The sequence below is a fragment of the Nostoc cf. commune SO-36 genome (assembly GCF_023734775.1).
In the GTDB taxonomy this organism is placed as follows: domain Bacteria; phylum Cyanobacteriota; class Cyanobacteriia; order Cyanobacteriales; family Nostocaceae; genus Nostoc; species Nostoc commune_A.
The window spans coordinates 151,194-164,945 of sequence record NZ_AP025732.1 but is presented as its reverse complement, the minus strand read 5'-3'; the positions used below and the strand labels follow the sequence as shown (position 1 = coordinate 164,945).

Sequence of the window (13,752 nt, the reverse complement as noted above, 5' to 3'; positions counted from 1 at the left end):
AAACGTGCTAACTATTCATATAATGGCTCATGATTTTTGAAGCACAAGTTCAGGCAATGTCTAGGATAGAGTATGCCTACATAACTTCTCAAATTGCGTTAATAAATAACTACTAGGTGAGTGGTATGTTATGTCTTAAAAAGAGATGTCCTAATACCCAAATTTCAACCGCTAAATAAGTAACAGAGGTCAATAATCAATAAGACTGAATGATAGATTATACATTCGATAATTTAGACTGAATGATAGATTATACAGATAAAATAGTGGAAGCTACTTAACACATAAATAAAATAAAATTTTCAGTTAGAAAAATAAATTTTTAGTGTGCTTTATCTCATCCCCCTCTAACGCGTCAGTTTTTTAGACGCGATTTATCGCATCTCTACATCAGATACAGCACTTCCGGCAGCTATGAGGTACATCCTCAAATCTGAAAGTTTTGATAGGAGAGGACAAGAAGAAAAACTGTATAGTGTATGTAAGTAGGTAGGCATGATTAAATACAAGAGTGTCATTGCGAGTGAAGCGAAGCAATCGCAAAGTCTCTGGGATTGCTTCGCTTCACTCGCAATGACAGAACATATTATATTTATTTACGCCCATTTACTTATCTTTTTTAAAGATTATTTGATTTAAGGCATCTATAGATAATGTTAATTAACTCTCTAAGCTCTGATAATTTACAGCTAACTATCATTCGTCATCCGTTGATTGTTAACTCTGAGACTTTGCTTCCAAACGTAATTGCACTAATCAATGAAGCGCCAGGTAATTATGATAGCTTGCCAATCAAAAATACCAATTATTTGAAGAACTCAAGTAAAGATGTAGATAGCAACACGTCTCAAGCCACCAGTTGCGTTTTAGTTATGGAAAACTCGCAGTTGGTGGGAATAATTACGCAGCGAGATTTAATTAAGCTGACAGCACAAGGAAAAAACATAGAGACTATCAGTGTTGCCCAAGTGATGACAAGGGAGTTAATAACATTAAACTTGAGAGATTTTAAAGATGTTTTTACTGCGTTGCATTTGCTGAGGCAACATCGAATTTGCCATCTGCCTATTATCGGCGAACAAGGAGAATTAATTGGATTAGTTACTCCTACCAGTCTGCTGGCAGTTTCTATTCTCCAAGCCGAACTGTACAATTACACACGAGTTAAACTTGCAGAACGCCAGAGAATTGAGTCAGAACTGCGATTAGAACGTAATTTTGTTTCTACTGTTTTGAATCTAGCAGATGCTCTGGTTATTGTACTAGATTCTCAAGGGAGAATTGTTCGCTTTAATCATACTTGCGAACAAGCAACAGGGTACACATTTGATCAAGTTAAAGGAAAATTTGTTTGGGATGTGTTGCTGTTACCTGAAACAACAGAATGTATCAAAGGTATTTTTCAAAATTTAGCAGAGAGAGAATTCCCTCAACGTTACGAAACTAGTTTAGCTACTAAAGATAACAATCGCCGCTTAATCTCTTGGTCAAATAAGGTCTTACTTAATCGAAATAATCAAGTTGAGTATATCGTTTGTACAGGTATTGACATCACTGAAAGCCGAAAAGTACAGGAGGAACTCAAACAGACTCGCAATTTTTTGCAGTCGATGATTAATAATCTGCCTGTGGCAGTCTTTGTCAAAGATGCCAAGCCAGAAACCTTTGGGACATTTAAGCTCTGGAATCATACCTGCGAAAATATTTTTGGTATCACAGCAGAGCAGGCTATCGGCAAAAAAGATTACGAATTATTTCCAAAAGAACAAGCAGATTTTTTCCATGAAAAAGACCTAGAAACTTTTGCTAGCAGTGTACCTCAAGATATTTCTGAAGAATATATTGATAGCCCCACTTTTGGCAGAAGAATTTTACACACAACTAAAATTCCTTTGTATGACAAAGACCAACAACCCGAATACCTATTGTGTATTTCCGAGGACATTACAGAATACAAACGAGCAGAAAAAAATCTGCAACAAGCAAAAGAGCAATTACAAACCGTTTTAGATGCAGTACCTGGGTTTGTTTCTTGGGTAAATGATGATGGATATTATTTAGGGGTTAATCGTCATTTAGCTGAAAGTTTTAACTTGACTAGCGACGTTTTTGTTGGTCAAGAACTGGGCTTTATGGAAAACAGCCCACAATTTACAGAATTTATGCGGGAATTTTTAGATAGGCAAGACGTAGCAGATTCTAGCATTATTGATGTCAATATAAACGGCAAGACGCTTAATTATCTGCTCGTAGCTCAAAAATACCAACAAAATACAGCTGCTGTTGCAGTGGGAATTGATATTACAAAACGCAAACAAGCTGAAATAGCCTTACAAAGTTTGATAGAAAGTACAGCTTCTACAACTGGATGTGACTTTTTTCCCGCATTAGTTGAGCATATTTCTTCTACTTTAGATGTGCGTAACACTTTGGTAACTGAGTTAATTGATGGGCAAGTTCACACTTTAGGATTTTGGTCTGATGGACAGTTACAACCCAATATTTGCTATGACCCCAAATTAACGCCTTATGAAATTTTGCTTAAGCAAGGATTTTATTACTGTGGTTCGGGAATTCAGCAACTCTTCCCCGCTTCTGAAAGATTAACTGCTATGCAAGCAGAAAGTTTTATGGGAGTTATTTTAAGCAATGATTTTGGTCAACCGATTGGCGCGTTATGTATTGTAGATGAAAAGCCGATACCTGACCACCAAAAATTTGAGGGAATTCTCAAAGTATTTGCAGCTAGAGCATCTGCTGAACTACAACGGCAACGAGCGCAAGAAGCTTTACAAAAGCTCAATCAAGATTTAGAAGTTAGAGTCAAGCAACGCACTTTAGATTTACAAAAAAGTGAGGCAGAGCTTAGGGCTATTTTTCATCAAGCAGCGGTGGGAATTAAACTAGAAACTTTGAATGGTGATTTCCTGAAAGTTAATCAAAATTTCTGTGAAATTTTAGGATACAGTCAAGAAGAAATCCTCAAGAAAAATTTTAGAGATATCACACATTCAGATGATATCCAAGCACATCTAGATAATTTGCAACAATTAATAGCAGGAGAGGTAGAAACATTTTCTATAGAGAAGCGATATTTACATAAAACAGGTAATATAATTTGGGTAAATTTAACGGTTTCTCTAATTCGAGATATTATTGGTAAACCAATTTATATAATTGGGGTAGTTAAAGACATACGCGAACGCAAACAAGCTGAAGAAAATATCTGTAAAGCTTTAGAAAAAGAAAAAGAGCTAAGTGAATTGAAATCTCGCTTCATTTCTATGACCTCCCATGAGTTCCGGACTCCCTTGGCTGTGATCACATCTTCTGCGGGAATATTAAAAACTTTTAGCCATAAACTAGATGAACAACAAAAGCAAAAACATCTCCAGTGCATTCAGACTTATGTTCAACATACTACTCAACTTTTAGATGATATTTTGCTAATTAATAAGGCTGAAGCTGGAAAATTGGCATTTGAACCAACTTCTATTAATTTAGTTGATTTCTGCCGTTCTTTGGTAGAGGAAATCCAACTCAGTTTTCCCAACTATACCCTAGTATTTTGCCACCTTTTCTTAGGGAATTCATCAATAGATAATCACTTTAAGGCTTGTATAGACAAAAAACTTTTGCGACAAATACTGAGTAATTTGCTTTCAAATGCTGTCAAATACTCACCAGAGGGTAGTAATGTTCAAATTGATTTATTAATTCAAGAGAAAAGTGCAGTTTTTCTAATTAAAGATGAAGGTATTGGTATTTTACCAGAGGAACAGGAGAACTTATTCGAACCCTTCTACCGAGCTACTAATGTTGGTAATACGCCAGGAACTGGATTAGGCTTGGCAATAGTTAACAATTGTATAGACCTTCATAAAGGAAGAATCATCTTCGCTAGTCAGGTCGGAGTCGGTACGACATTTAGAGTGGAACTGCCACTAATTACAAGCAATGTCCTCAATGAAAAATATCTAATATGTTATTAGTAAATAATTTTAGGGAATAATAAACTACGGATATTAAAATTTAATGTAGTTTACCAAATTTTCCAGATGGAGAATCTTTTTTAGCAGATATATTTACTTTGTCTATAGATATAATCAAGCTGTCTAGTCAAAATCACTATTCAAATAAGCCAATGAACAAAAAAATATTAGTAATTGAAGATGAAGTTCAAATTTGTTCCAATATTCAACAGATTTTAAGTTTCTCCGATTTTAATGCCATTACTGCAAATGATGGTTTAGAAGGATTACGACTTGCTAAAACAGAAAAACCAGACCTTATACGTTGTGACGTTATGATGCCTGAACTTGACGGTTACGGTGTACTGACAGCCTTACGCCAAGACCCAGTAACTGAATCTATCCCAGTAATTTTTCTGACTGCAAAAGTAGGTCGTGGTGATTTACGTCAAGGTATGGAGTTAGGAGCCGATGATTACCTCACAAAACCTTTCTCTCCAGAAGAACTTTTGAAGACAATTAAGATTAGATTGGCTCGGATAGAAAAACCAACTTTCATCAAACAGCAATATGAACAAGAACATCAACAAAGTGTCAACCTGAAGCAGCAGATAGAGGTAAATTCACAAAAACTGCAAGATAGCCAACGTCTAGCAGAAATATGCAACCAGGTTTTACAAAAACTTTTACAAGATTTAAGCAATCCGCTTTCAAATATCAATATGGCTATTTATATGTTGAAAAAAGCTCAATCAGATGTTGAGCGCGATCGCTACTTGAATATTCTCCAACAAGAGTATGCTAGAGAAATGATGCTTTTGAATGAAATGAAGAATTTACAAGCATTACTAACCCCAGAAAATGCCAAGGTTATGCAAAACTTTAATTTACTGAAGTAAACAATGGATAATATGTCAATACTTCAGTATTAATACTTATAACTTAGATATGATTCTACGGTATTATTGAAAGTTAAATTTTCTGGTTGAGCGAGATAAACTTTATATGGATGCTATATCATCCTAGACTAATAAGACTAATATTTTTATCTTTAATAATCGTCGATGAACACAATTTTAATCATAGAAGACGAACCTCAAGTAAGAGAAAATATTCAGGAAATTTTACAACTTTCCGATTTTGAAACTTTGATAGCTGTAAACGGTAAAATTGGGTTAGAAATTGCTCAATCAAAGTTACCAGATTTAATTATCTGTGACATTATGATGCCTGAATTAGATGGCTACAGTGTGCTGTCTGCTCTGCGTCAAAATGAAGCGACTATCAATATTCCTTTAATATTTGTTACTGCTAAAGCAGAGCGTTCAGATTTTCGTCAGGGGATGGATTTTGGGGCTGATGATTATTTGACTAAACCATTTACTCCTGAAGAACTACTGAGTGCGATCGCTTCTCGTCTTGAAAAACACGCTTTAGTTGAGCGGAAAGCTCAAGCCAAGCTAGACGAACTCAGAATGAATATTGCTCACTCATTACCTCACGAGCTAAATACTCCTTTAAATGGTATTCTCGGTATGTCACAGTTGTTAATAGAAAATTGTGACATGATGTCTGGCTCTGATGAAGTCGAAATTGCAGAATTAATTTACACATCTGCCAATCGCTTGAATGTGTTAGTTCAAAGGTTTTTATTATATAGTAATCTAGAATTAATTGCTAAAGATACTGAAAAACATCGTCAAATCCAAGAAAAAAAAGATAAATGTTTTGCTGAAAAAATTATTCGTGAAGTCGCTATCAAAAAAGCTACAGAAAACTGTAGACAAAAAGATTTAAAGCTAGATATCCAAGAATCTCCAGTACAATTATCAGAAGAGAACTTTAGTATTCTGATTGAAGAATTACTAGAAAATTCTTTTAAATTTTCTTTACCAAGCAACGAAGTTCAAGTTAAGAGTAAGGTAGAAGATAATAAATTTAATTTGTATATAATTGACAATGGTAAAGGAATGACAATTGAAGAGATTGGTAAAATTGGAGCTTTTGTACAATTTAATCGAAAGTTATGGGAACAACAAGGCTCTGGCTTAGGGTTAGCTATTGTTCAGCATATAGTTAAATTATATGGTGGTGAATTTACAATCAATAGCATTCCTCAAAAAGGAACTATTGTAAGTGTTTGTTTACCTTGCTAGTAGCCTGGCAAGTTTAAATTTAGCAGCAATTACAGCAGTTTTCGATCAAACCCACTACAAAATAAATCCTAAAACAAACCCCAGTATTGCTTTCAGTAGTTTTATCTGTGGCACGTTTGATTGCAATTTGCTGTAAGTTCGTAGTCAGAACTTTTACTAACTTACAACAAATCGTCAAAACTAATTTGACAAAGTACTAGAATATACTTGCAAATATCAGTAAAGTAACAATTCAAAATTAATCATCCCCGAACTTTCCAATTAAACTTCGCTATCGCTGATTTAATTAGTTCGGGGAGTGTCAAACCCGAATACTCTCTAACGTAATGAGCTTTCCCCTGCGGCTTAAACTGATCAAGTCACCATATTAGAGTTCAATTAACTTGAAGCCCCAAGGTTTGAGAGCCGCTAGAGCTAGTTCTGTATCTACACCTTCATAAGCCTCCCATTCCAAGGGGTGTTCTTTAGGATGTCCATCGCCGACATTACCTGCAACTTTGATTATCGGACAGTTGGCGATGCGATCGCGCTCTAACCCTTTGGGAATTGCTAGTTGGATTTTGTGACCGACAAACTTCGCTGTACTGTCATTAGCTACAGATTCACGGATTAAACAAATATCACCAGCAGTCCCCCAAGTAGTTTGGTAAATGTGGAGGAACGATATATAGGTTGCTGGTTTGATGGATCTTTTTAGAACGTGCATTATCTGTAATCCTTACACTATGAGTGAAAAATCATATAAGTATTTTCTATCACGTTCGTAGGGAAGAAGAATGTTTTTAACTCACTTTTTGCACTAAGCCCAGGCGATTTATAACGATTCTCATTTGAATGAGGTATACGCGTAATAGGGACGCACAGTTATGCTAACCTACTATGATAATCGCCTTGGGAAATTTTAGCTTACGACACGATTATTGCCCACATACTGAGTCCCAAGCCAATGGCTGCTAAGTGTTGCCAAAGAAGCGATAGCTTCGCTAAACCCTTCAGTGTACGCAGTGGTTGCTTTGCAATTTTTTGCGTTAATAATATAGTCAGCAACACTGAAAAAATTATGGTTGTACCTTGCAAAAAGGCAATCACTGCTGGGTGAGCAACCAATATTGGCAATTGTTCACCACCCAAACCAAAAGTAGCAAAAGTAACAGGTAAAATCCGCCCACCTTCGCTTAAGCCTAAACGCAGATAGTGAGCTAAGTTTCCTCCCAAAACTAATGGTAGATAGCTATATGCAAGTTCTACAAATGAGCGAGGCTTAATCCAATTTTGAGATTTTGCGGAAAGTTTGAGCGCTGGAAGCAAAGGAACAGAACTTTCTAAGACGGATTTTGGATTTTGGATTTTGGATTTTGCTGCTTCGATATAGTTCGCTAACCAGTAAGACACTTGTATCAGTTTGTAGACTGCAAAGGTAAAAGCTGCTGGGATAATTAACACTAAGAATGATAATCCCAAATGTTGCCAAAACTGAGTTAAATCCAGTTGTAACCCTAACCAAGATTGTAACTCCGGCAAGCGATGCAGATATATACCACCCAACAGCAAAAACAATAATGCTACTTCATAGCTGCGGGGTACATGAGTTGTCCACAGTTCAATCGCAGGGGGACGCAAGTTGAATTCAACGGAACGATGGGGACAGGCTTTAAGGCAAGTCATGCACAACACGCAATCTCTGTTATCTTCTAACTGGGCTGGGTGAGAATACAAGGGACATCCATTAGTTTCCATCCCTTCGCCTTTTTGCGGGCCACCTTTATAGCACTGATAAGTGGTGCAACTGGCAGAACAAATACCTTGCTGTGCCCGGAGTTCCGTCATGGAGAGTTTGGCAAATAAACCATTCATCCCCCCAATGGGGCAAAGATAACGACACCAAAACCGCCGTTCAAAAAGAGCGGAGAAAATCATTGCCCCAGCAGTAATTAACAGCAACAAACAAGCACTAAGGTAGGCAGTATTTTCTAAATGCCAGAGTTCTTCCCATAAGAAAATTAGGGTGAACAAACCAAACATGAACCATCCGCCCCATTTTTCAGCTTGCTGTCTCGGCCAGCGCTTGAGTTGTCGAGGCCATAGCCAGAGAGATAACTTTTGGGTAATTTCTCCGTAAATCATGAAGGGACAAACAGAACACCAGATACGTCCCAAAAAGGGAAAGAGAAATAAGAAGAAAGGCCACCACCAAGCCCAAAATAGATTTAATACGAAATTGCGATCGCGCGTTTGTGGGCCAATAAATAATACTGCAACTGCGATCGCAAAAACCGTTGCCGTAAAACCATAGTTAATGCGATCGGGCCACCAAGGACTACGTAAAAACCGCCGCAAACCAGGATAGGCGTTTAACAGATTCACCCGAAATCGTTTTTTCTTAGTTTCGGCTGGCCAGAAAATCTCTTCTGTTAATTCATTGGCTCCCTCTGCTTGCACGATCGCCCTTTCTACCAAATTTTTCAACTCTTTGAGGTTGCCAGGAAAATCATAAGACTGGAGGCGACGCAGAGCTTCTGGGGTGATGCGCGGTTTAGAAATGCCTCTAGCCCGGATGTACAGACTAGTATAATATTCAACCTGTGCCTGAATATCAGCTTTCCGCACCCGTAGCGGTGGTACTTTAATAATGTGGCCAATACAGCGTTCAATTGTCGGCTGAGTTTTTTCGGAAACAATCAGAATTCTAGCTTTACTGGCACGAGGTTGGGGTGCTGCTTCTCCTGAGCGAGTCGCGGGAGTATATGTGCCAGTTGTGAGCAACTGCGTCACCGGAGGTAATAATTCTTTAGGCAATTCTTGGATGTTGTTGAGAACTAAAGTACCTTCTCCCAACCATTCCAAAAGTCCTGGTTTACCGCCAGCGCGACCGAATAAATCTGCACCGCTTGTTTGCAGAATACCGCAATTTACTTTAATAATTGGTTCTCGCCGTTTTGGAGAACCAAAGTGGATGAGGGCTGCTATATTGTCTTTTTCTAACCCTGGTTCTCCGAAAATATCCACAGATTTACGGTCAGCCGCCGCTTCTCGAATTTGTTCGCGCAGCTTTACCGCATAGCGACTTGTACCGACAATTCCGCGTTGCGCTTTGGTGACTAAATATGGTCGCAAAGCTACAGAACGTTCTTGTTCATAGCCAAGTGCAGATGTTGCCTGAGCTAATTCTTGAGCCAATTGACGCGAAAAAGCCTGAGCAATTTCGGGGTATTGGTTAACTAAAGCGCGAAATTTATCACCAGGCACAACCCACAAATGACAATCTGTCACTGTAGTAATTGTGAATGGAGTTAATTGATCCAACAGCAATTCTTTGAGTTCAATCACTGCACCGGGGAGGAATCCACAAGCTAAGGCTGGGTTGGTTTGATTGGTGCTATTGCTTTCGAGTTGACCTTCTACAAGAATATAAAGGGCTTCTGGAGGAGTGCCTTCGCTAACTAAGTCAGTTTCGGCACTCACTACTTTTTCTTCAATTACTTGTGCGATCGCATTTAACACTTCAGGTGAGAGAATTCCTAAACTCGTCCGTTCTTGTAGCCATATAACCGTTTCTGGAGATGTCATACTAATTTCTCCGTGTAGGCTGCTGTATAAGAAGATTATCACTTGAAAGCCACATCAAAATATCTCCGTGTGGCGATGCATGACAACTTATACTTGGATTAACTACGGTGGGGCACACCGGAAGCTACGCTTGGCGAGATTTGCCCTCTTGGGCAGTTGGCACAAGCCTGCTGTCTAACGGCGAGTCAGGGAACCAAGAATCCCCCTCACTTTAGTGCGGGGAGTGTCAAACTCTGATGCATTCTACTTTTAGGTCGACTCGTTAATATTTAGATGCGTTTGCCCTGCTACGGATAGAGATCGCTGCTGCTGTTTTTGATTCCTTCTAATAGCCGCAGCAACTGACCCCGTTCTTAATTGGAGTATTTGCTGAGTCAGCTCGGATTGAGTCAGCAAATGCAATATGGCTGGAGTACAACAAGGACAAAACAATTGTTCAAGGGGAAGCATAACTATTACTGTTTCAGATTTGTATATTGAGTTAGGTATTAATGTTGCCCTAACGACACCAGTATGTGTGACGAACTAATTCAGGGGAATCTTGTCAATTTTCCCGTTTTTCATGATGAGTTTAAAAGCTAAAATTCCACTATTCAACCGAATGGATAGCCAAAGTATTGCAAATCTCATTGATCGATTGCGCTCCCGAATGGCATAAGCCCGCATTTCTCACAAGCTCAAGGCGTTTGATGGAGCAGAAGAGAAGTAATGAGTAATGAGTAAAAACTTCTTACTTCTTACTCATTACTTATTACTTATTACTTCTCCCCGGCACTTGCACAGCCTTTAAGAGGTGTGGTGAGAAATCCGGGATAAGCTATTCTCATCAAAGAAAATCTCCCTGCACGTATATCAATCCTTTATGAAGGGTTATTAGTACTATTCAATTGAGAGGTAGTAGTTGCACCAACTGCCATTACTTGAGACCATTCACTGACGCGGTTGTTATCTAAGACAGCTCGCACTCGATAACCAAGCTGAATTTTATGCAGTAACAAGATTAAATCACGGTTGAGTAATCCTTGTGATTTTTGGTTTTCATTAGATGCAGCTTGTATACGAAAACAGCGATCGCTTTGTCGTTTAAATTTGGGAGACTTGCCTTCCATAAGCACCGTTTGGAGTTCGTATGCTTCAGCTTCCGGATATGCTTCCCAGCAAAGTTGCCAGTAAGTCGACCAGCGAATTAACTGGGCTGGTAATTCCTCGACTTCATCCGACAATGTAGATACAAGTCCGGTGACTGAAGGTTGTATCACTTGAGGCTGACTGGAGGTGATATCAGCAGTTACAGGGTTTATCAATCCTGGTTGCCCAACCTTCTGTGCAGCTATAGATGAACCATCATCAACAATTAGTATCAGCCCGAATATCAAAGTTAACAGCAGCATCAATCGTAGGCATTGTAATTGCACTAACGATAAGATTTTCAGATTCATAAATTATGCAAAAGTTAATTGCTTAGGCACAAGCCAAGAAAAAATATACCAGCCGTTATCGAACAGAATTCAGGAGTCAGGAGTCAGAATTCAGCAATGAATTCTTTCCGACTGGTGGATAGCGACGCGCAAAGCGAGTCTTGTCTGCGACACGCTGTTCGCGAACGAGCGTCTGAATAATCGGCGTTTTTGCACCCCCACCAAATTGAAAATTTGGTGGTCTTCTCTACGAGACGCAAGGGCGAACAATTCCTGCGCGGTCTGAATCTCCGACTGATAGCGAACGCGAATAGCGTCTCCAAGAGTTGCGTTAGCGAGTATTCGAGCGTCGCGTCTTGATTCTGACTCCTGTTAGCGGTAGCTAAGGTTTAGCCCATTCTGACTTCTGAATTCTTCTTCAAAAAAGAGATCCACGCTACACAACGAGTAGCTAAGAACACGGCTGGTATAGGAGTGAAAGCAGTCTCCCCTTACCACTCCACAGGTAGAATGAGGCTGCCGTTGTCAGCATAGATTGTTCGAGAACGGATATGCGTTCTGGGAGCTACTGTAGAGTTGAAGACTGCGCTTCTTTGCCCAATTGCTGATCTGTTGCCAATGCTGGCGCGGAATATAACAGAGTTCGGCCCTAGCCCTACAGCATTACCTATGCTAGTTTCAGGGCCATTAGCAACACCATTGACAACCTGCCTACCGCCATGAACTAGAGCGCGAGGCCCATAACCAACTCTATTACCCAGAGTCAAACTAGTGCTTTCTAATGCGTGAAAAACAACATCGTTTGCCATCCCAGCAATTGACCCAACATTAAAAGGTTCACCCTCATCAGCACGCAGCGAAATTCTATTAGCTAGTTTGTTCTTGAGTCTTGCTAAAGAATCTTGGAAAGTAAGATTACCGATAATGCGGTTACGATAGTTCGGATCACGAGTCGCACTTCCACCTATCTGCGGCAGACCTCCAGAATTAAAGAAGGTGACGGGAGCATAATTAATTCCTGTGACGTTTGTCAAGTCTGCCCTAGCTAAATCTGTGTAACCTTTGGCAAATGTTTCATTGACTTCAATAATGCCTTCCATTAATGCAACGTCGGCTTGTGTTAGGTTGACTACTTTCCCCAAACTACCGCTAGTAGCTTCAAAGTTATTTGTGACGTTTTTACCGGGCAAAACAACTTTCCCGGCAGGCAAGGTAACACCAGGGCCAACCCGCGCCAGAAAGTTGACTACTGTGTTTCTTTCTACAGTTGCACCGTCTATTTCACAGTTGAAAGCGAGAAAAGTCTCTGGAACGGTGTTACTAAACTGAGTATTGGTAACTGTGTCAGTAAAAGGCCCGGTTAAACCTTGAGTACCGATTTTAGCTGCACCTTTAACTACAGCCATGTGTGCCAGGATGACACGCTCGCCAATCTCCACTCCCGTTCCTGAAGCTGTGATTTTCACTTGGTCTTGGGCATTAGAATCTGCTGCAATACTAATAGGAGCATTAGTAGCATCTAACTCAGCAAATGGAGCGACGTAGACTTTTTCGCCCAAAGTAATATTTGTGGGATTGGTGATTGTTGCTGTTGGGTCAACAAAACTAGCTGACTCGGAAGGCGCGGTACTTGGGCATATAGGTAGATTTCCCACAGTTGGATTACACGTTCCCCCAGCAGCTACTGCGGGTTGTATATATATCTGTGTGCTGATGGCAAACGCTAGGATAATTGCAATTAAAGCACTAGAAATTAGGCGAGGTTTGAACATGGAAAGAAAAGTCCTCACGGGTTATGGAATATTTAGCTATGGAATAATCTGCGTTCGAGTAAAAGATATACTCAGGCACTCACTTACAGTGGGCGAAACGCGATCGCAACCGTAGGAAGTACTAAAACAATTACATTGCACTCGTCTGTATTTAGGCTCTTTCTGTGTTTGAGTATGAGAAATGCAGGTTAACCACCCCAATAACCTGCAAATCTGAAGACTACTTGCAAGATAGATGATAATAAGGAGTTCAAAAGTGGAGCTGTAACTATCGTTGTTGCCTCAGCAGCAGCCTCATTGTAGACACTTTCCCAAGCTTCTGGCCCGCTAGTAGATTGTCCATGAACTTGTGTACTAACAGCTAACGTTAAGCCAAATGCAGCTAAACCAACTAGTATTGTGCGACGTTTCAACATTATTTCTTGATACCTAATAGTTCACCAAGTTTATTGGGTAAGGTAAGGCGAAAAGGTATAGGACATACTTAAACTTTTCCCTTTACCTAACCTAATAAGTGTCAAATTTAATCAAGTCCAAATTGCTACATCCAGCAATTAACAAGTTATTGTAATCTTATTTGCTGCTTAATACTAGAGTTTTAGATATTGAAAAAATCTATGGAGATAATAAAAATATTATTAAATTTATAATGGAAAACTGTGTTGGAAACACAATGATTTGATTAAAAAAGTCATCTATCTTAAGAAATAAAATTAGATTAATTACTGCTAGTAAAGGATAATCAGTATAGCTAAAAAATAATATCAACTCTATCTTTGGGGGGATGAATATTTAAGCTGTATACTCAACAGTAGTTTGGAGAAGATATTAGTAGACCGAAAAGTTCTGCGATGCCAACTCTTAGAGA

At 39.2% G+C, this 13,752-nt stretch carries 8 protein-coding genes and 1 pseudogene; 4 read left to right on the top strand and 5 right to left on the bottom strand.

Translation table 11 applies throughout. The annotated features are described in order from the left end of the window. Positions 1-653 precede the first annotated feature (653 nt). The 3 genes from ANSO36C_RS00720 (at position 654) to ANSO36C_RS00710 (ending at position 6,127) form a co-directional block, all read left to right on the top strand. Positions 654-3,992, top strand: a complete 3,339-nt coding sequence (locus ANSO36C_RS00720) for a PAS domain S-box protein (RefSeq protein WP_251957946.1) — start codon at positions 654-656, stop codon at positions 3,990-3,992. A gap of 152 nt (positions 3,993-4,144) precedes the next feature. Next, positions 4,145-4,870, top strand: a complete 726-nt coding sequence (locus ANSO36C_RS00715; protein WP_251957945.1) for a response regulator transcription factor — start codon at positions 4,145-4,147, stop codon at positions 4,868-4,870. A 165-nt stretch (positions 4,871-5,035) separates the two neighbouring features. After that, complete coding sequence (locus tag ANSO36C_RS00710) at positions 5,036-6,127, top strand: hybrid sensor histidine kinase/response regulator (RefSeq protein ID WP_251957944.1); 1,092 nt, start codon at positions 5,036-5,038, stop codon at positions 6,125-6,127. A gap of 367 nt (positions 6,128-6,494) precedes the next feature. Here ANSO36C_RS00710 and ANSO36C_RS00705 read toward each other — a convergent pair whose 3' ends face one another. Together ANSO36C_RS00705 and ANSO36C_RS00700 are read right to left on the bottom strand one after the other, a co-directional pair. Then, positions 6,495-6,833: a hypothetical protein gene (locus tag ANSO36C_RS00705; RefSeq protein WP_251957943.1), complete on the bottom strand. Its 339-nt coding sequence runs from the start codon at positions 6,831-6,833 to the stop codon at positions 6,495-6,497. 200 nt (positions 6,834-7,033) lie between these two features. Then, positions 7,034-9,694 (bottom strand): AAA-type ATPase lid domain-containing protein, encoded by a 2,661-nt coding sequence (locus ANSO36C_RS00700; protein WP_251957942.1) that lies wholly within the window; start codon positions 9,692-9,694, stop codon positions 7,034-7,036. 86 nt (positions 9,695-9,780) lie between these two features. Between ANSO36C_RS00700 and ANSO36C_RS34665 the strand changes: the two are divergent. Continuing rightward, a pseudogene (locus tag ANSO36C_RS34665) lies at positions 9,781-9,909 on the top strand (RNA-guided endonuclease TnpB family protein); the annotation flags it as partial. Between the two features lie 645 nt (positions 9,910-10,554). On the opposite strand, the gene ANSO36C_RS00695 reads toward ANSO36C_RS34665, so the two are convergent. The 3 genes from ANSO36C_RS00695 to ANSO36C_RS00685 form a co-directional block, all read right to left on the bottom strand. Further along, complete coding sequence (locus ANSO36C_RS00695; RefSeq protein ID WP_251957941.1) at positions 10,555-11,133, bottom strand: hypothetical protein; 579 nt, start codon at positions 11,131-11,133, stop codon at positions 10,555-10,557. Between the two features lie 470 nt (positions 11,134-11,603). Further along, positions 11,604-12,884: an LbetaH domain-containing protein gene (locus tag ANSO36C_RS00690; RefSeq protein ID WP_251957940.1), complete on the bottom strand. Its 1,281-nt coding sequence runs from the start codon at positions 12,882-12,884 to the stop codon at positions 11,604-11,606. 188 nt (positions 12,885-13,072) lie between these two features. Beyond that, positions 13,073-13,300, bottom strand: a complete 228-nt coding sequence (locus ANSO36C_RS00685; RefSeq protein ID WP_251957939.1) for a hypothetical protein — start codon at positions 13,298-13,300, stop codon at positions 13,073-13,075. Between the last annotated feature and the right edge of the window lie 452 nt (positions 13,301-13,752).

Bases quoted from the DNA above. Each gene is read 5' to 3' on its own strand.
- ANSO36C_RS00720 (WP_251957946.1), top strand. From the start codon at position 654: ATGTTAATTAACTCTCTAAGCTCTGATAATTTACAGCTAACTATCATT.
- ANSO36C_RS00715 (WP_251957945.1), top strand. From the start codon at position 4,145: ATGAACAAAAAAATATTAGTAATTGAAGATGAAGTTCAAATTTGTTCC.
- ANSO36C_RS00710 (WP_251957944.1), top strand. From the start codon at position 5,036: ATGAACACAATTTTAATCATAGAAGACGAACCTCAAGTAAGAGAAAAT.
- ANSO36C_RS00705 (WP_251957943.1), bottom strand. From the start codon at position 6,833: ATGCACGTTCTAAAAAGATCCATCAAACCAGCAACCTATATATCGTTC.
- ANSO36C_RS00700 (WP_251957942.1), bottom strand. From the start codon at position 9,694: ATGACATCTCCAGAAACGGTTATATGGCTACAAGAACGGACGAGTTTA.
- ANSO36C_RS00695 (WP_251957941.1), bottom strand. From the start codon at position 11,133: ATGAATCTGAAAATCTTATCGTTAGTGCAATTACAATGCCTACGATTG.
- ANSO36C_RS00690 (WP_251957940.1), bottom strand. From the start codon at position 12,884: ATGTTCAAACCTCGCCTAATTTCTAGTGCTTTAATTGCAATTATCCTA.
- ANSO36C_RS00685 (WP_251957939.1), bottom strand. From the start codon at position 13,300: ATGTTGAAACGTCGCACAATACTAGTTGGTTTAGCTGCATTTGGCTTA.